Genomic DNA, 18,385 nt, shown 5'->3' on the forward strand with positions numbered 1-18,385 from the left:
AAGCCGATCATGGCCGAGCAGCGCGTCAAGAAAGTGGTCATCGCCGGCGGTGGCACCGCTGGCTGGCTCGCCGCCGCGGCGCTGTCGCGGCAATTGGGGCAGTTGCTCGACATCACATTGGTCGAATCCGAGGAGATCGGCACGATCGGCGTCGGCGAAGCGACGATCCCGACGATGCGGTCGTTCCACGCGATCCTTGGCCTCGACGAGCGCGAGTTCATGCGCGCGACGCAAGCCACGTTCAAGCTCGGTATATCGTTCGAGAATTGGGCGCGCGACGGCGATCGCTACATCCATTCGTTCGGCGACCTCGGCAAATCGACCTGGATGGGCGAGTTCCACCATTTCTGGCTTGCCGCCAAAGCCGCGGGCGATCCGAGCGAGATCGGCGATTATTGCCTCGAGCTTCAGGCGGCCAAGGCGGAGCGGTTCGCCCTGCCGTCCGAAGGCGAGATCCACTACGCCTATCACCTCGATGCCGGCCTTTATGCCCGCTTCCTGCGCGCGCGCAGCGAGGCGAACGGGCTGAAACGGATCGAGGGACGCATCGCCAGCGTCGATCGCGACGGCGAGACCGGGTTCATCCGAGCCCTGGTGCTCGATTCAGGCGCGCGAGTCGAAGGCGACCTGTTCATCGACTGCACCGGCTTTCGCGGGCTGCTGATCGAGGGCACCTATGCGGCCGGGTACGAGGACTGGTCGCACTGGCTGCCCACCAACAGCGCGCTGGCCGTGCAAAGCGCGGCGACCGGCCCCGCGCATCCCTACACGCGCGCGATCGCGCACGACGCAGGGTGGCGCTGGCGGATCCCGTTGCAGCACCGCGTGGGCAATGGGCTGGTCTATGCCAGCGAGCATCTGTCCGACGACGAAGCGCATGCGCGGCTGCTCGGCGCGATCGACGGCGCGCCGCTGACCGAACCGCGACTGATCCGCTTCCGCACCGGTCGGCGGCGGCAGGTGTGGATGGGGAACTGCGTCGCGCTCAGCCTGGCGAGCGGGTTCGTCGAGCCGCTCGAATCGACCAGCATCCACCTCGTCATGACCGGCGTCACGCGGTTGATGCAGGCGTTTCCGTTCGGCGGCATCGCCGCCGCGGTGGTGACGCGGTTCAACGATCAGGCGCAAGCCGAGCTGGAGCGCGTACGCGACTTCATCATCCTGCATTATCACCTGAACCAACGGCCCGAGCCCTTCTGGGCGGCGCGGCGGGACATGCCGATCCCCGACACGCTGGTCGAACGCATCGCGCTGTTCGCCGAAGCCGCGCAGGCCTATCAGGGCGGCGAGGACCTGTTCCGCGTCGCCAGCTGGGTGCAGGTGATGCTCGGCCAGCGGCTGATGCCACGCGATCACCACCGCCTGGGCACCATCATGGGTGGGCCGCAACTCACCGGCGTGCTCGCCAAGATGCGCAGCGACATCACCGACGTCGTCGCAGCCATGCCGACGCACCAGCAGTTTCTCGATCGCCACCTTCTGAGACCGCCGCGCGCCGCGTAGGCGGGCCCATCGGTCGGCCCGAATGCCGTGAGCGGGCACGGATCAGTCGGGGCGTCCGACTTCGCTACGCGGCGGCCCCTGAGGTTCAGGAGCCGCGCATGGTCCACCCGCGCACCGGATTGCCGGCGCGACGCTCCGCTAAACCCAGATCAGCGCATCTGCATGAAGATTGCGAGCGCGTTGCGAACACCGTCCGCAAAGCGGTTGTAGATCACGCGCGCGACCTCGGCGATGACGGGCTGCCGATCGCGTCCACCGCGCGCGAACACCGCGATCGCCACGCGGCGCCCGTCGGGCATGGTGATGAACCCCACGTCATTCGTGATACCATCCAGCGTGCCCGTCTTGTCCTCGACCCGGGTGCCTGCGGGAAGCAGCGCGCGGATCCGGCGGGTTCCCGTCGCGCATCGGCCCATCAGTCCGAGCAGAAAGGCGCGGCTCTGCGGGGTGAGAACGGTACCGTTGTCGAGCTTGTTCAACAGCGTGACCATGGCAATCGGCGTGGCAACATCCTTGATGTCGGCAAGGTGGCCGCGCTCCCGAAGCAACTGGGCGATGCTCCGGTCCATCCGGATGCCCGGTATATTCTGCGACGACAGCCACCGCTGGATCGCGACAGGGCCACCAAGCGCGGCGAGCAGCTGGTCGGTTGCCTGATTGTCGCTGCGGATGATCATCAGCTCCATGACTTTCGCCGCGGGCCGGCCGGCAATCATGTCGCCGAGGCTGCGTCGGGCTTGATCGACCTCGGCGAGATAGGCCGCGGCAATGGCGATCTTGACCGTGCTCGCCATCGGGAACGGGGTGTCGCCGTTGATGGAGACCGTCGAGCCGTCGCGCAGGTCGAGCGCCGCGATGCCATAGTCACCAGAGCGCGCCGCGATCAGCTTGCTCAGCTCGCGCTCGAGCCCGATCAGCTCGGGCGAGCTGGCGGCCGCGGGTGCCGGGACGAGGAGGCTCGCGGCGATACTGGACAGAAGCAGACGGGTAAGCAGGGGCACGCGCATCGATCGTCCTCGGGTGTGTCCTTCAGGGACACGCTCATCATAGTGCGCAAGCCTGAACACTTCGTGTCACATGCCGATAAAGTCCAAACGGCCGCGGCTCGCCAGGACGGCTGTAGGTACCGCGCGTCAAGTTCGCGAGCAAGACGCCCGAGCCAGCCATGCGGCTCGTTCTGGTCCTTGACCGCCGGGCGGTTGGAAGACACCCGATCGCATTGTCTTGCTCGCCTTCAGCCCATCCGCATCTTGGGCAGCAGTGGATCGGATTGGAGGTTGCATAGCGACGTCGTGGAAAAGCGTTCGCTTGCGGTCTACCGTACGGACTGAAACACCCCGGGTACCCGGGTATTGGTAGAGGACAGTATTGCGGCAGACTTGCGCTGAATGTAGCGCTTATGGTCTTCGGACAGCGTCCCGCCGTCCTGCGCTTGCAGTTTCAACGCCTCTTCCCGCAACGCCAGTGCCTGGTCACGCTTCTGCCTGCGCATCGTCGGCGTCTCGAGCGAGCTTCGACCCGACAGGTGATCAACGGCGCGTGTTCCCGCTTCTGGCGAAGGGATCAACGACGGGCTTAGCGTGGGCGTGGGCGAGCCCTGGTAAGGTGAGGTCTGGGCATAGGACGACGATGTTGCACACATCGCAATCAGTGCGGTGAGAATGATCTTCACATCCGTTCTCCAATACAGGGCGGCGAGACAAACACCTTCGCATACAATAGCTACATAATATTACTGCCGGCGGCCAGCGCGGTTCCCAACCCAATTTGGCGAAGACCTGCTCACGAGCACCGGCCGCAGATGCAGCGACATGACACAGTGGGCCAGACTGCCGGCCTCGCCCCCGAGGGGGAGCAGAAAGCCGGCGCAACCAAGTCCAGCGTAAGCCTCAGAGCCCGATTTCCTTCGCGAAATCGGCGAGATTGCCGCCGGTGCCCGGCTCCTTCTCACTCCTAGCGACGATGGCGTCGTTCAAAGAGGCTGCAGCGATGGTCGTCGCTTGCGAGCGGGCGACCTGTTGGAAGACCAGCGCCTTGAGGAATGACAGGAACGGCGCCTGCCAGATGCCGCTGTGCCCGTCGATCACCGCCTTTGCCGCAGCGACGACCCAGAACGGATCGGCCTGCTCGATTTGCGGGGGCGTGAGCACGAACGGGGCGTTGCCATCAGGTCCGGCGATCTTGTGCGTGCGGAATTCGTCGATGAAACCGATCGCGTGAGTCACGCAGCGCTCCTCGAGCCCGCCGATCGTTGCTTCCTCAAGCCGGTTCGCGAAGTTGCCGATCGGAAAGAACGTCCCGACCGGCTGGTCGTTGGTCGCCTGAACACAGACGAAGACCGGCAATTGCACGTTCGTGCGCCCCTTGAACGCCGGGCTGGAGACGAGGTCGTAAATCGGCAGGTAGCGCGCGCCCTCGATGGCCGGATTTGCGAGCACGACCAGGTCGGCAAAAGCAGCGATGACCGTCTCGACCGGTGCCGACGCGGATTCGATCAGCGACTGGGCGAGCGCCGAATAGACGATCATGCCGCCGAAACTGTGCCCGGCGATGACCAGCAGCGGCGCACCGCCATTCTTGAGGCGCGAGTTGCGATAATGGCGCAGGCGACCGAATAATTCGCGCACCGAGCCAACCGCGACCCGGTGCCCGGCGGCCTGGCGTCCCCAGAAGGTCGTATCGGCGACGATGTCGCTGGGGCCATAGGCCGTCAGGCCGCGCCAGCCGACGAAGATCCCCATCACCGGGCGCGGCGCACCGCCGGCGGCGGCGGCCGATGATCGTTCATAGGCCGCGGTCTGCGCCAGTACCACGCGGAATGACGACAGGTTCGGGTCGTCGCTGCGCGCGTCATGCTTCCAGCCGTGAACGAACAGCAGCAGGATGACGTCCTCGCGCCCGGTCCGCATGGTTTCGACTCGGTCCGACACCTTGTCGAGCTGGGCGCGATCGTAGCAGCGGCCCTGGTCGTCAAACTCGACGACCGCGAGCGCGAACGTGTCCGCTTTCATGAAGCCGAGCGCATCCTGATGCGCCGCATTGGGCATGACGCCAAATGGGGGCGGCGTCACGACCGGCCGCAATCCCGTCAAGCCATCATTGGGCTGTGTGCTCCGACTCATCGCTGTCCTCCCGCTATGGGGGAAATGATAGCGCAGGCCACGCCGCGTGCGCGCTGGAGTCGCAACCGAAACGAACGAAGTACACCGGCCCAAGACTCGGCGCTCCGCTCACCGGCCATACCCCATCCGTCGGATAGGCGTTGAATTCGAACCGTGCTCGTGTATCCGTACGCCACCACGAAAAGGGTTGATCATGAAGAAAATTTTCGCCGTCGCCGTCGCTACCGGTCTGCTCTCGCTCGCAGCCTGCAACACCAGCCCGCGCGAGCAGGCTGCTGACAAGATCGAGTCGAACACCGAAGCCGTCGCCGACAACCTCGAAGACGCTGCCGACGCCACGGGCAACGAAGCAGCAGAAGCAACGCTCGAGAACAAGGCCGACGCCGTGCGCGCGACCGGTCAGAACCAGGCTGACGACATGCGCACCAACGACGCGGATACCAATCTGTCGAACGGCATCTAAGACCCTGCGGTCTTAGACGTTCAGTCAGGCGGCTTCCGAGCGGCCTGTGTAATTGGGGCATCCGGGGCGACTCGGATGCCCTTCTTGCGTCCGGCGCGCACGCGGAGCGCGGCCGGCTTCTCAGCTGGACGGCACGCGCGCTAGCACGGCCTGGGCCAGCCGTAGGCGGGACTTCCAGATTTTCACCGACGGATGCCCGGACGCCAGGCCGGCAAGACGCCCCTCGATCTGCGCCACCTCGCGCTTGGCCGCGTCCACTTCGACAGGTGTCGGCGGCGGCTGGATATTGGCACGTGCATGCGCGCCGGTACGTCCCTTGCTCTTGGTCATGACCCGCTGATGGCCTTCGATGCTCCTTCGGGTCAATGTGGCACGGCATCAAAAAGCGAATCCGTGCCGCGCGCGACCCACCGACACGAAAAAGGGCCCGCCGTCGCCGGCGAGCCCTCCAAGTCTTGCAGTGCGCGTCAGAAGCGGACGGTGGCACCGATTGCGATGTTGCGGCCCAGCGAGTCGTAGCGCGAGGGGATCGTGTTGGTGCGCGCGAGCGCCACATTGTACGAGTCCGGCACGATCGGCGGGCTCTTGTCGAGCAGGTTGTTCGCGATCAGCCGCAGCGAGAACGCCTTGTCGATCGCGAAGTTGAGCGCGAGGTCGAAATAGCTCTGCGGTGCGATGTGGTAATAGCTCGTGCGTTCGCGCTCGGGCGTACCGCCGATCGCCGGATCGCCCGAATTGTCCGCATTGGTGAGCGAACCGACATAGCGCCAGTTGAACGACGCGCTGAACACCTTGTCCATCGTCGTATAGGTCGTGCGCAGGCCGTGCGACCATTTCGGGATCAGCTGCCCGCAGCCATTGCCGTAATAGCCCACGCAATTGCGCTCGGGCTGGACCGGCGAATCCTGACCGCCGGCAAAGGTCGTCAGCGAGCCGTTGAAGCTCCAGTCGATCTTGCCCGCCGCCGCGAGGTCGAGCGCATATTGGGCCTGGAAATCCCAGCCCTGCGCGATCGAGGTGTAATAGTTGGTCGTACCCTGGCGGATATAGCCCGTGGTCGGGTTGCCCGATGCCGGCGAGTAGAGCGTCCCGGTGCCGGGGTTGCGGACGATGCCCTGGCAGAAGAACGCATCGCCGTTCGAACGCTGGCAGCCATCGGTATAATAGCTGTAATCGTTATAGCCGAGCGAATCGTTGATCTTGATCCGGTAGCGATCGACCGAGAAGACCAGCCCGCGAATGAAATGCGGCTTCACGATCAGGCCGTAGGTCTGGGTGTAGGCGGTCTCGGGCTCGGCGGTGAAGCCGCCCGACCGCACCGTGCACCCGGTCGCGCCGGTCGAGGCATCGCCCGGACAGATCAGCGTCGGGCTGCCGTACAGCGCGTCGGACAGGCCGGTCGCGCGGCACACGTCGCGCGAGGCGACCGGCGCGCCATAGGTGATGCCGCCGTTCGCGTCGGTGGTGACGGTCGGCGCGCAGAAATCGTTGATCGTGCCCGAACCGCCGCGCGCGAATTCGACGTTGGTCGCCTGCCGGATCTCGGTCACCGTCGGCGCGCGCTGCGCCTTGTTGAACGACGCGCGGAACGTCAGGTCGCTGACCGGTGCGTAGAGCCCTTCGATCTTCCAGGTGTTGAACGTGCTCGGATTGCTGCTGTACTTCGACACGCGGTAGCCGCCGTTCGCCTGCAGCAGGTCGACGAAGCGCTTATGCTCGACGAGCGGCGCCTGCACCTCGATATTGGCTTCCCAGACGTCCTGCTTGAGATAGGTGTCGGTGCCGCCCAGCCCGGCACGATAGGCCGCGTCGGCGGTCGATTTCAGCGTGTCCTTGCGATATTCGGTGCCGAGCGCGATCGCGACGCCCTGCTCGGCGAACGGCGACGTGATGCCGTATTTGCCGAGGTCGCCGGTGATGTTGGCCTGCACGTCGTACAGCGTGCCGACGGTCTTCGACGTACCGCGGTCGAAGAGATAGTCGATCAGCGCCGGATTGGTGTTGCCCGCGCTGAACGCATCGAACGGCACGCACGCGGCATCGGTGGTGGTGGCGCAGGTCGGCGCGGCGCGCGTGCCGCCGACGTTGATCGCATTCTGCAGGTTGGCCTGGTTGACGAAGGTCGGCGTGTAGTCCTGGCTGTTGCGCGCATAGACGCCGCCGACATCGTAGGTCCACGCATCGCCGGCCTTGCCGCGCAAGCCGCCGGTGAGGCGCAGGCCTTTGTTCAGATACTGATCGGCCTGATCGTTGTTCTCGCCGAGGCGGTAGCGAATGTCGATCGGCGCGGTCGCGGCGGTGCCGGCGGCCGCGCCGCAGATCGTGCCGGCCTGCGATGCCGAGAGGAACGGATTGTTGCAGTTGACGTCTACCTGACCGCCGGCGATCCCGGGATAGCGGTTGGACGACTTGTCGCGGAACCATATGCCCGACGCATAGAGCTCCGCGTCCGGCGCGATGTCGAGGCTGACGAAGCCGCCCGCGTTCACCCGCTCCGACGGCCGCTGATAGGCATAGTTGCTGAAATAGTTCGACGCATTGCCCGCGCCCGGACCGTACGGAACGAAAGTGCGCGTGCCGTTGGGGTTGTTCACATACTGCCCCTTGGCGACACCTTCGCCGTCGAGCGGCGAAATCAGGCCGCTGGTCGAGCTGCTCGGCGTCAGCCCGCACGAGATCGGCGCGTTGAGGCTCGTCTGCGTGAGGTAGCAGCCCGAGTTCGACCGGTCCGACAGCAGCACTTCATCGGTGTGCTTGTAGTTGACGAAGCCGTTGATGCGCAGCGCGCCGTCGAACAGCTTCTTGCCAGCGGTGAGCGTGATGTCGGCGCGACCGCCATCGTTCGACAGCCCCCGCGCGCTGTTGAACCCGTTCGCGCGCGCCAGCGACGACACGACCGTGTCCTTGTTGTTGTGGTTGTAGAAATTATAGTTGCCGTCGATCTGAAGGCCCTCGAAATCCTTCTTGAGGACGAAGTTGACGACGCCGGCGACCGCGTCCGATCCGTAGACCGACGAGGCGCCGCCGGTCAGCACGTCGACCCGCTCGAGCAGCGAGGGCGGGATGATGCCGACGTCCTGGCCGTTCTGCGTGCCGATGCGCTTGCCGTCGATCAGCACCAAAGTTCGCTCGAACCCGAGGCTGCGCAGCTTGATGCGCTGGCGGCCGTCGGAATCGGCATAGGTCTGCTGGCTGTCGGGCGCGACCTGCGGGAGGCGGTTGAGCACGTCCTCGACATTGACCGCCGCCTGCGCGCGAATGTCCTGCGAAGTCACCGACGTGATCGGCGCGGCCGACGTCATGTTCGGGCGCTGGATGCGCGATCCGGTCACGACGACCGTGTCGTCCGACGCGGGCGCACGATCGGGTCCGGCAAGCGCGGTCGCGGCGTCCGCCTCGACCTTGGCCTGCGCCGGTGTTTGTGCCGGAGCCTGGGCCGGTGCCTGCCCCGGAGCCTGCGCCGGATCAGCCGCGCCATCCTGCGCCATCGCAGGGACCGCACAAAACAGCAGCGATCCCGCAAGAGCGATACGCGACACAGTCTGGTCGAAGATCATATGATTATCCCTTACCCGGCTGCGCCCTGACGCCTTGACCGGTTCGGACGGCAGGTTTCGTGGATTTGTCATATTAGTCAATACCTGAACAATACCTATCTAAGACATTCGCGATGAGATGTTACGGGATCGCGTTATAACTGGTGCCTTGGCGATCGCTGCGATAGCGTCGGTGGACATTCGGACGGGGGATCAAACTGTGACGACGAGACGGTCCATGCTGGCGGCGCTGAGCGGCCTTGGCGCACTGCCCTTTACCGCGGGCCTCGCGCGCGCCGCGCAGCGTTCCACCCCGGCCGCCGCCGGCGCGATCATCCTGTCCACCTGGGATTTCGGTGCCGCCGCGAACGCCGCCGCCTTTGCCAGGATGCGCGCAGGCGGATCGCTGATCGACGCGGTAGAGGCAGGCGGCATGGTGCCGGAGGCGGATCCGAACAACCATAGCGTCGGCTATTCGGGCTATCCCGACCGCGACGGGCGCGTCACGCTCGATGCGGTCATCATGGACGATGCCGGCGGCGTCGGCGCGGTCGCGGCGCTGGAGAATACGACGCACGCGATTTCGGTCGCGCGGCGGGTGATGGAGCGGACGCCGCACACGATGCTGGTCGGCGAAGGCGCGACGACCTTCGCGCGCGAGCAGGGGTTTCCGCAGGAAAAGCTGCTCACCCCCGAAGCGGAAAAGGCGTGGCGCGACTGGCTCAAGACCTCAAAGTACCGACCCGAGGCCAATAGCGAGAACCGTATCACCCGTACGCCCGGCGGTGCGCTCGATCACGACACGATCGGCTTGCTCGCGCGCACGCTCGACGGCCGCATGGCGGGGGCGTGCACGACGTCCGGCATGGCGTTCAAGATGCGCGGCCGCGTCGGCGATTCGCCGCAGGTCGGCTCGGGTCTGTACGTCGAGGCCGGCGTCGGCGGCGCGACATCGACCGGGCTTGGCGAGGAAGTGACCCGCGTTGCCGGATCGGCGCGCGTCGTCGCGTCGATGCGGGCCGGCGCCACCCCGCAAAAGGCGTGCGAAGACGTCGTTCGCCACATCGCCAAATTGCGCGGCGACGCGATCCGGGGCGTCCAGGTCGGCTTCCTCGCGCTCGACCCGCACGGCAATGTCGGCGCCTACTGTCTGCTGCCCGGCTTTACCTATGCCGTGACCGATGCGAGCGGAACGACATCGATACGCAAGGCACGCTCGCTCTTTCAGGCGTAATATTGGCGCGCAAGGCCGGTCTCGGCCGCGTCTTCGGAATTTGCGGCTTGGCAGAATTGGTATTTTTTTGGTCCGATAATTCAAGCTGTAACATTTGGACACCAACGGGACCGTGATGGCCGCTTCGGCGGCGTAGCGCTTCTGGGGGGCCCATGCTCAAATCCGTTCTCGCGACCGGCACCGCGTTTCTCGCAATGTCCGCCGCCTTCGCCATCCCGGCTCGAGCGCAGGCCACCGATGCGGCTTCGGCGACGGCGGCCGATCCCGCTCCGGCAAGCGGCCAGTCCGCGGCTCCAGAGGAGAGCAAGGGGGACGTCATCGTCACCGGCTCGACCCGCGCGCAACGCCGCTTCGATGCATCCTATGCGATCAACGTCGTCTCGCAGGCGGACATTGAGAAGATCGCCCCGGTCAACTTCGCCGACCTGATCGGCCAGTTGCCCGGCTTCCAGACCGAGATCACCGGCGGCGAAGTGCAGAACATCTACCGAATCCGCGGCCTGCCGAACGATGGCGGCTTCGTCAGTTTCCAGCAGGACGGCCTGCCGCTGTTCCACGAGAATGACGGCGTGTTCTTCCGCGGCGATGCGATCCTGAAGCCCGATCTGATGACCGAGCGGGTCGAGGTCGTCCGCGGCGGCCCCGCCCCTGTCTATGCCAGCTATTCGGGCGCGATCGTCAACGCGATCGAGGTGACGGGGCGCGACGAGGTGCGCGGCAAGGCGCAGGTGACGATCGGCGACACCGGTCTCTACCGTGCGGATATCGTCCAGTCCGGGCCTCTGGGCGGCAAGACCTATTACGCGGTCGGTGGCTTTGTGCGCTATCACGACGGCTACCGCGACAACGGCTTTCCCAACGACAAGGGCGGCCAGTTCCGCGCCAATATCAAGCACGATCTCGACAACGGCTCGCTCCGGCTCAGCGTCAACTACGTCAACGATCACAACGTGTTCTACCTGCCGATCCCGACCGCCGACCCGCGCAATCCGGCGGTCTCGCTCGATCGCTACATCGACTATTTCTCCGGCACGATGAACTCGCCGGCGCTGCGCAACGTCAACCTGCGCTACCGCGATGGCGCGGGCGTGGTGCAGAACCAGGCGAGCGACCTTGCCGATGGCCGCCACATGCGGATGATCAACATCGGTACGCAATACGACGCGGAGTTCGATGGCTGGCTGGTGTCGGCAAAGGCCGGCTTCACGATGGGCAAGCTGGATTTCAACGCCTTCTACTCGACCACCAACCCGGTCGATGCGAACAGCTTCGCCAGTGGCTATCGGGCGCGCGCGACGACCGCGTTCGGACCCGTCGCGTCGCTCGGCTATGTGCTCGCGGGCACCGACACGGTCTACGACCCCTATGCCGCCTCCGGCCTCGTCCTGCAGGGCCAGTACCGCGACATCCACTCGAAATTCTATTCGAACCAGATCAACCTGTCGGTCGCCAAGAAATTCGAAACCGGCTTCGGCAGCCACGATCTCAAGCTCGGCGTATATGGCAGCCTTTACGGCGAGGATAGCCGGACGATCTACCAGAATTACCTGATCGAGGTGGCGGGCAAGCCGCGGACGCTCGACCTGGTCGCCTATAACGCCGCCGGGACGCGCATCGGGTCCGTCACCGATAAGGGCGTGCTCAACTATGCCGCGACGCTGACACGCGGCAATTCCGATGCGAAGATGATCGCGCTGTTCGCCAACGACACCTGGGAACTCCTCCCCGGGCTGCGGTTCGACGCGGGCATTCGCCACGAGCGCTACAGCTACACGGGCTATGCCGCGCTGACCGGGCAGGCCAATCTCGGCAACGGCGCGACGCTGGCCGACGACACGACGCGCGCGTTTACGGGCAACATCATCAACCAGACGGGCAAGCCGCACGTCACGAACTGGACCGCGGGCGCCAATTACGACTTCAACCGGCACATCGGCGTCTACGGTCGCGCCTCGCATCTCGAGACCCCGCCGAGCGTGCAGACCGTGATGAGCATCAACCCGACGATCCTGACCACGATCGCCGATCAATATGAGGCCGGGCTGAAGCTGGCGGCGGGCCGGTCCTATCTGTACGTCACCGGTTTCTACACCAATTTCGATCCGCTCAACGCCTCGTTCCTCGCGTTCGACCCGTCGACCGGGCGCAACGACGTCAACATCCCCTTCATCGGCGAAGCGCAGGTCAAGGGGGTCGAATTCGACGGATCGCTCGCGCTGACCTCATGGTTCTCGCTCAACGGCGCGCTGACGATCAGCGATCCCAAGTACAAGAACTTCCAGAGCTCGACCGGCGCCGATCCCGTCCAGGCGGAGGGCAAGCAGATCGTTCGGCAGTCCAAGATCTACGGCAACATCCGCCCGAGCTTCGACTTCGATCTCGGCGACAACGCGGTGTCGGTCTATGGCCGCTATACCTATATGGGGAAGCGCTTCGTCGACCTGTACAACAATACCGCGCTGCCGGCGTACGGCACGACCGGCGCCGGCGTGACGGTGCGCCATGGCACGTGGCAGGTGCAGGTGGTCGGCGACAATCTGTTCAACGCGCATGGCCTGACCGAGGGCAACACGCGTACCGATCAGTTGAGTGGTCAGGGCAGTTCCGAAGCGATCTACGGCCGTCCGATCTTCGGACGGAATGTCCGTCTCGTCGTGGGTAAATCCTGGTGAGGTCCGGGTTTGCACTTGCCGCCGCGATCCTCGGCTTTGCGGGCGCGCCGGCCAGTGCCGCGCCGGTCGTCGCTCGGGCACAGGCGGGCCCGGTCAGCGACCGGGTCATCGGCGCCTTGTCGCGCCGGCTGTTCCCGCTGCTCGACGCGATCGGCACGGATCCGGGCGGGGTGGCACAGCTAAAGGCGAAACCGGGTGTCGCGGCGATGTTGGCGACGCGGGCCGAGCGGCGGGCCGCGTGCGCCGACGATTTGGGCTGCATCGTGCAGGCGCTGGTTTGGACCCCGCCCGAGACCGCGGTCCTCGCCACGGCAGTACCGGAAGGCACGTCTTCCGCCGACGACGGCAGCGCGGCGCAGGCCAGGCGCGAGATCGAGGGGATCAACACCGTGCTGCGCACCTATGGCCTTGGCCAGCTGCCGCGATACCCCCAGATCGATGGGGCAGGCCCGATCGACCCGATGGAGGTCCGTACGCGACTGCAGGCCGCCGACTGGCTGTCGCGCACGCCGCGCGCGCGATCGGTACAGGCGCTCGATACCAGCATGGACTTCGCGCTGGCCCTGCTCGACGTCAGCGACCGCACCGACGCGATCGGCTTCGATCCGCTGATGGCTGGCCTGAACGCCGCGCCCGCCAAGCGCGCGCGCTCGCTCGACTGGACGCGGTGGCGCTACAGCGCGATGATCGTCACCGGCGTCGGGCCGGAGACACCCGACGCAGCGCTCAGCCCGCTCGGGAAATACCATATCCGCCTTGCCGCGGAGCGCTATGCGCGCGGCGACATCGCGGTCATCATCGTCACCGGCGGACGCGCGCATCCCCGCGCGACCCGCTTTACCGAAGCCGAGCAGATGCGGTCCGCGTTGATCGACCGCTATGGCGTGCCGGCGGACGCGATCGTCGTCGAACCCTATGCCCGCCACACCACGACCAATTTGCGCAACGCCACGCGCCTGCTCGTCGCGCTGGGCGCACCGCTCGACAAGGACGCGGTGATCGTCTGCAATCCGGGCCAGAGCGAGACGATCGCCAGCGGCGCGTTCGCGCAACGCAATGTGGCCGAACTGGGCTATGCTCCCGGGCAAGTCGGCCGGCGGGGGTCGCCGACCGAACTCGAGTTTCGCCCGTCGCCACTATCGCTGCGCGTCGACCCGCGCGATCCCCTCGATCCCTGATCCGTCTGGAACCTGTGATGCGCCCTGCCCTGCTCGCCACGATCGCCGGTCTTGCCATGACCCTGATCCCCACCTCGGCGCAGGCCTGGGGTGGCACCGCGCATGCCGTGATCGACCGCGCCGCGATCGAGTCCATCCCTGACGACGGCCCGGTCTTCCTGCGGCGCCAGGTCGACTATATCGCCGGGTCGGCGTCGCTGCCCGACGCGTGGCGTAACGCGTCCGAGAATTTCTCGAAGATCGCGGAGGATCCGAACCATGGCTGGTTCCGCGAGCAGTTCACCTTCCTGAAACCGATCCCCCGCTCACGCTATGAATTCGTCATCGCGGTGTTCAAACAGCATGAGAAGATCAAGCGCACCGATCCCGCCACCGCGGCGCGCACCAACGTGCGCTGGACCGGGACGCTGCCTTATGCCGCAATCGAGGCCTATGAGCGGATTGTGGTCTGCATGCGCGACGTTCGCGCTGCAAAGCAGGCTGGCCGCGACAGCGCGTTCGCCGAACAGCACTGCGGCTTCGACGTCATCCGCCTTGGCCATTATATCGGCGACGGCGCGCAGCCTCTGCACGACTCGGTCAACAGCGATGGCTGGCGTGGGCCCAATCCGAAGGGCTACACCACCGACAAGTCGATCCACGGCCGGTTCGAGAGCCGCTTCGTCGACGGGATGAAACTGACCGCCGCCGACATCACGCCGCGGATCGGCGCGCCAGGGCACCGCGACGGCGACATGTTCGACGCGATCCTCGCCTTTCTCGACGACGCCGGCGACAAGATGGAACGCGTCTACGCCCTCGAGAAGCGGAACGGGTTCGCCGATTTCACCGACAAGGACGTGCGCGCGCTGGTCTACACGCAGACGACCGCCGGTGCGGCGATGCTCCGCGACATGCTCTGCCGCGCCTGGACCGAGAGCGCGACCACGCCCGCCGAGATACGCCCCTCCCCGATCGATTTCGCGAACCCGCGGTTCAACGCCGAAACGGGGTCGGCGGCGGACTGATCACCCTGAGCCCGCAAATCCGTCAGCCAATCGCTTGACCGATTGGCGTGCGGGGCCGACGCAGCCTGAATGATCGATGCCAAGGCCGTGACGCTGTCGCTACTGGAACGCCGCGCACCGGGCGCGACGATATGCCCGAGCGAGGTGGCTCGCGCGATCGCGGAGGATTGGCGCGGCGCGATGCCCGCGGTCCACGCCGCGATAGACGAACTGGTCGGCGACGGACTCGTACGGCTCAGCTGGAAGGGGCAGCAGCTTGGAGCGCGATCAGGACCGTACAGGATCCGCCGTAACGACTGAGGCCAGGCCCTGCTCCTGACGCATCGACGCCGCGACGCTTGAGGCGGGCGCTGACCGCAGACACGTGCCGTCTTGATGCCGACGCGAATCAAGCTGCCGAAACAGAGCTAACGCCGTCGAGACAGGGAGGCGTGCCTGTCGCCGATCTCGACGATAAAGGCCCTGATTTCGATAGCATCGTAGATAGAGCAGCAATGATATTCAGCGCAGTTGATATCAACAAGTCACTACGATGTATGATTTTTATTCATTCGGTTTGGATTTTTGCTCACATCGATCAGCACTGATCCGAATCAATCCGAAATATAAAGCGATGGATATCGTCGTTCGGCAGGAACGATTTTGACATTAGAATCGCTATACTCTCCAGGAAACGCCCACGCTGACCGTCCCGGTAAAAAGACGTGGCGGCCGAAAGATCACGGCGACGTTACACAAGATTATAGAGGACTGTCCGACGTTTTCGGCGCTGTCTAATCTTGCCTGTGACCAAAGATTTGCCGCGCGTGCGCCAATTACTGTAATTTCTAAGACGGAGACTTCTGATGCGTGCACTGGTTTGGCATGGAAAAGGCGATGTTCGGGTCGACACTGTCGCGGATCCCGAGATCCAGCATCCGCGCGACGCGATCATCAAGGTCTCGGCTTGCGCGATCTGCGGGTCCGACCTTCATTTGCTTGACGGCTACCAGCCGACGATGAAGCCGGGCGACATTCTCGGGCACGAGAATATGGGCGTCGTCGTCGCACTCGGGTCGGAAGTCACCAATCTGAAGATCGGCGACCGAGTCGTCGTGCCGTTCACGATCAGCTGCGGCGATTGCTTCTTCTGTCGCAAGGGACTGTTCTCTGCGTGCGAGCGGACCAATCCGAATGCCGAACTCGCGATCAAGGCGATGGGCCATTCGCCCGCCGGGCTGTTCGGGTTCAGCCACATGCTGGGCGGCTATTGCGGTGGCCAGGCCGAGTATCTGCGCGTGCCGATGGCCGATATCGGCCCGATCAAGGTGCCCGACAACGTCACCGACGATCAGGCGCTGTTCCTCTCCGACATCTTCCCGACCGGCTATATGGCTGCCGAGAATGCGAACATCGAGGAGGGCGACACCGTGGCGATCTGGGGCTGCGGCCCGGTCGGCCAGTTCGCGATCCGCTCGGCGCTGATGCTTGGCGCGGGCCGCGTGATCGCGATCGACGAAGTGCCCGAGCGTCTGGCGATGGCCGAGGCCGGCGGTGCGGAGACGATCAACTTCGCCGAGGTCGACAGCGTCTATGACGAGCTCCAGTTCCGCACCAAGGGTCGCGGCCCCGACAGCTGCATCGACGCGGTGGGTGCCGAGGCGTCCGGGCACGGCGCCGTCGATGCGGTGATCGACAAGGTGAAGGCGGCGACGTTCCTCGCGACCGACCGCGTTCACGTTCTGCGCGAGGCGATCATGAGCTGCCGGATGGGCGGCACGGTGTCGATCCCCGGCGTCTATGTCGGGATGGGCGACAAGATCCCCATCGGCGCGATGATGAACAAGGGCCTGACGATCAAGACCGGCCAGACGCACGTCCAGGCCTATACCAAGCCGCTGCTCGCGCGGATCGAGGCCGGCGACATCGATCCGAGCTTCGTGGTGACTCACCCGGCCAGCCTCGAGGACGCGCCCGAGATGTACCAGAAGTTCCGCGACAAGCAGGACGGCGTCATCAAGGTCGTGCTGCGGCCGTAACCCCTGCCCGCCCCGGTCCGCTCCTGCCGAGCGGACCGGGGCGGCATCCTCTTGATCCACTACAGTCAAAAGGACGTACCGATGCGTGATACGGTTCATACCCCGGTTCCCGGTAACCCAGCGAGCAAGGGGGCACCGGATGGAGTTTCGGGTGCGCCACGCGGCAATGACGGCGCCGACGTTCATGGCCGCAGCGACCGGGGCGAGAGCGGCGGCGGCGCCTATCCCAACCCCCATGCGGGCAAGACCGAGACCAACACCGGCTTCATGGCGCATGGCGGTCAGACCGACATCGCCTATCACGGTGGCGGCCAGGCCGGCGAAGACGGTGGCAGCACCGGCAACGGCGTCGCCGGTTCGGGCGGCGGTGACCGCACGACGATCGCCGACGACCCGGATGCCGACCGCGAACCCCATGCGATCACCGGCGAAGGCCGCACGATCGAGGTCGTCGAGACGTCGGGGATCGCCGAGGCCGAGTCCAACGGCAAGATCGGCACCGACGCGCGATACGAGGACGAGCAGAAGCAGCCCGGTGCCGGCTGACGGCGACGGACCGCGCTACTGCACCGCCATACCCCACCTCCAGTCACTGCGCATTCTGCCTGGTGACCGCATAAGGACGATCCCATGTCTGCACCCGAAGATCTCCAGGACATCTACACCGACGAGCTGAAGGATCTGTGGTCGGCCAACGACCAGATGAAGAAGGTTCTGAAGAAGATCACGTCGAAGGCGAGCGACGCGTCGCTGAAGGATATGCTGACGAAGTCGCAGGCGGATATCGAAAAGCACACCGATCTGCTCAAGGACCTGATCGCATCGAACGACGAGAAAGTTTCGAAGGAGCATTGCAAGGGCATGGAAGGCCTCGTCGCTGAAGCCACCAAGCATGTCCTCGAGGAGGGACCGGAAAAGGGTCCGCTGCTCGATGTCATGATCATCGCGCAGTATCAGCGGATGACTCATTATGGGATCGCCGGCTTCGGCACGGCGGCTGCCTATGCCAAGGCGCTGGGTCTCAAGGATGACCACAAGACGTTGAGTGCGGCGACCAAGGACATCTATGGCGGCGACGAATATATGACGAAGCTTGCCGAGACGAGCGTCAATATCGACGTCGAGGACGCATAAACCTGCATCGCTCGCCGGCGTCACGTCGGCGAGCGATATCGATCCAGCTAGACGACGGAAGCGCACCATAATGACGACTTATCCGCTGAGCGAGCCAGCTACGATCCATGACGCGGAACCGTCCGATGACACGGCAACGGGCGTGGTAGGACAGGGCACGCTGGAAGAGTGCATCGATATCGTCGCCGAGTTTTCGGCAGACCGGCAACAATCCGTGTCCATTCAGATGGATGATATCGACCTGAGGTTCGGCCCAAAGGAGATCAGCGACCTTCTACGCTTCTTGCGCGAGGAAACGCCGGGTCTTTCCAACACCGAAATCGCCGAGGTCAAAACCGCGGAACTGTAGATACCGGTGCGGAGCGATGCGGTGCCGCTGTCGGTGACGGCCCAGGACAAGGGGTGCATCGCAGAGCCGGCTAGCCGCCCGGCGATTGCCCGGCTCAGTCTTTTCAGTTGAGAAATGACCGTTGGTGCCTCCGCCTTGTGATCGAGTGACATGATCGATCTACCCCGGA

Annotated in this window: 16 protein-coding genes; 11 read left to right on the forward strand and 5 right to left on the reverse strand. The window is 65.0% G+C overall.

Annotation, left to right across the window (positions count from 1 at the left end; all coding sequences use genetic code 11):
* The first annotated feature begins 9 nt into the window (after positions 1–9).
* A complete protein-coding gene (locus tag ASE79_RS05050) occupies positions 10–1,503 on the forward strand; it encodes a tryptophan halogenase family protein (RefSeq protein ID WP_056412495.1) in 1,494 nt (497 codons plus the stop codon).
* Between the two features lie 149 nt (positions 1,504–1,652).
* Here ASE79_RS05050 and ASE79_RS05055 read toward each other — a convergent pair whose 3' ends face one another.
* From ASE79_RS05055 to ASE79_RS05060, 3 genes are all read right to left on the reverse strand, one after another.
* Positions 1,653–2,510, reverse strand: a complete 858-nt coding sequence (locus ASE79_RS05055; RefSeq protein ID WP_082445063.1) for a serine hydrolase — start codon at positions 2,508–2,510, stop codon at positions 1,653–1,655.
* A gap of 308 nt (positions 2,511–2,818) precedes the next feature.
* Positions 2,819–3,175, reverse strand: coding sequence for a hypothetical protein (locus ASE79_RS20720; RefSeq protein ID WP_156359515.1), 357 nt, complete (start codon positions 3,173–3,175; stop codon positions 2,819–2,821).
* Positions 3,176–3,392: 217 nt separating this feature from the next.
* Positions 3,393–4,574, reverse strand: a complete 1,182-nt coding sequence (locus ASE79_RS05060; protein WP_162236994.1) for a hypothetical protein — start codon at positions 4,572–4,574, stop codon at positions 3,393–3,395.
* Between the two features lie 244 nt (positions 4,575–4,818).
* Here ASE79_RS05060 and ASE79_RS05065 point away from each other — a divergent pair, with 244 nt between their 5' ends.
* The gene (locus ASE79_RS05065) at positions 4,819–5,088 is read left to right on the forward strand and encodes a hypothetical protein (RefSeq protein WP_056412501.1); all 270 of its coding nucleotides are present in this window, start codon (positions 4,819–4,821) and stop codon (positions 5,086–5,088) included.
* Between the two features lie 120 nt (positions 5,089–5,208).
* Here the strand turns inward: ASE79_RS05065 and ASE79_RS05070 are convergent, their stop codons facing one another.
* Together ASE79_RS05070 and ASE79_RS05075 are read right to left on the reverse strand one after the other, a co-directional pair.
* Positions 5,209–5,418, reverse strand: coding sequence for a hypothetical protein (locus tag ASE79_RS05070; RefSeq protein WP_056412503.1), 210 nt, complete (start codon positions 5,416–5,418; stop codon positions 5,209–5,211).
* A 137-nt stretch (positions 5,419–5,555) separates the two neighbouring features.
* Positions 5,556–8,645: a TonB-dependent receptor plug domain-containing protein gene (locus ASE79_RS05075; RefSeq protein ID WP_056412507.1), complete on the reverse strand. Its 3,090-nt coding sequence runs from the start codon at positions 8,643–8,645 to the stop codon at positions 5,556–5,558.
* 217 nt (positions 8,646–8,862) lie between these two features.
* On the opposite strand from ASE79_RS05075, the gene ASE79_RS05080 reads away from it, so the two are divergent.
* From ASE79_RS05080 to ASE79_RS05120, 9 genes are all read left to right on the forward strand, one after another.
* Positions 8,863–9,858, forward strand: coding sequence for a N(4)-(beta-N-acetylglucosaminyl)-L-asparaginase (locus ASE79_RS05080; protein WP_200910307.1), 996 nt, complete (start codon positions 8,863–8,865; stop codon positions 9,856–9,858).
* 152 nt (positions 9,859–10,010) lie between these two features.
* The gene (locus ASE79_RS05085) at positions 10,011–12,530 is read left to right on the forward strand and encodes a TonB-dependent receptor (protein WP_056412510.1); all 2,520 of its coding nucleotides are present in this window, start codon (positions 10,011–10,013) and stop codon (positions 12,528–12,530) included.
* Entirely contained in the window at positions 12,527–13,708 is a 1,182-nt protein-coding gene (locus ASE79_RS05090) for a YdcF family protein (protein ID WP_056412514.1), read from the forward strand. The genes ASE79_RS05085 and ASE79_RS05090 overlap by 4 nt, the downstream gene beginning before the upstream one ends.
* Before the next feature lie 17 nt (positions 13,709–13,725).
* A complete protein-coding gene (locus ASE79_RS05095) occupies positions 13,726–14,715 on the forward strand; it encodes a hypothetical protein (RefSeq protein WP_056412517.1) in 990 nt (329 codons plus the stop codon).
* Positions 14,716–14,784: 69 nt separating this feature from the next.
* Positions 14,785–15,015 carry a DUF3253 domain-containing protein gene (locus tag ASE79_RS05100; RefSeq protein WP_056412520.1) on the forward strand — a complete coding sequence of 77 codons (231 nt, stop codon included), beginning with the start codon at positions 14,785–14,787 and terminating at the stop codon, positions 15,013–15,015.
* 545 nt (positions 15,016–15,560) lie between these two features.
* Positions 15,561–16,733 (forward strand): zinc-dependent alcohol dehydrogenase, encoded by a 1,173-nt coding sequence (locus ASE79_RS05105; protein ID WP_056412523.1) that lies wholly within the window; start codon positions 15,561–15,563, stop codon positions 16,731–16,733.
* Between the two features lie 81 nt (positions 16,734–16,814).
* Entirely contained in the window at positions 16,815–17,279 is a 465-nt protein-coding gene (locus ASE79_RS20725; RefSeq protein ID WP_156359517.1) for a hypothetical protein, read from the forward strand.
* A gap of 84 nt (positions 17,280–17,363) precedes the next feature.
* Positions 17,364–17,867 (forward strand): ferritin-like domain-containing protein, encoded by a 504-nt coding sequence (locus ASE79_RS05115; protein ID WP_056412526.1) that lies wholly within the window; start codon positions 17,364–17,366, stop codon positions 17,865–17,867.
* Positions 17,868–17,937: 70 nt separating this feature from the next.
* The gene (locus ASE79_RS05120; RefSeq protein WP_056412528.1) at positions 17,938–18,216 is read left to right on the forward strand and encodes a hypothetical protein; all 279 of its coding nucleotides are present in this window, start codon (positions 17,938–17,940) and stop codon (positions 18,214–18,216) included.
* The last annotated feature ends 169 nt before the right edge of the window (positions 18,217–18,385 follow it).

It is taken from the genome of Sphingomonas sp. Leaf28, assembly GCF_001421685.1.
Classification (GTDB): Bacteria; Pseudomonadota; Alphaproteobacteria; order Sphingomonadales; family Sphingomonadaceae; genus Sphingomonas; species Sphingomonas aurantiaca.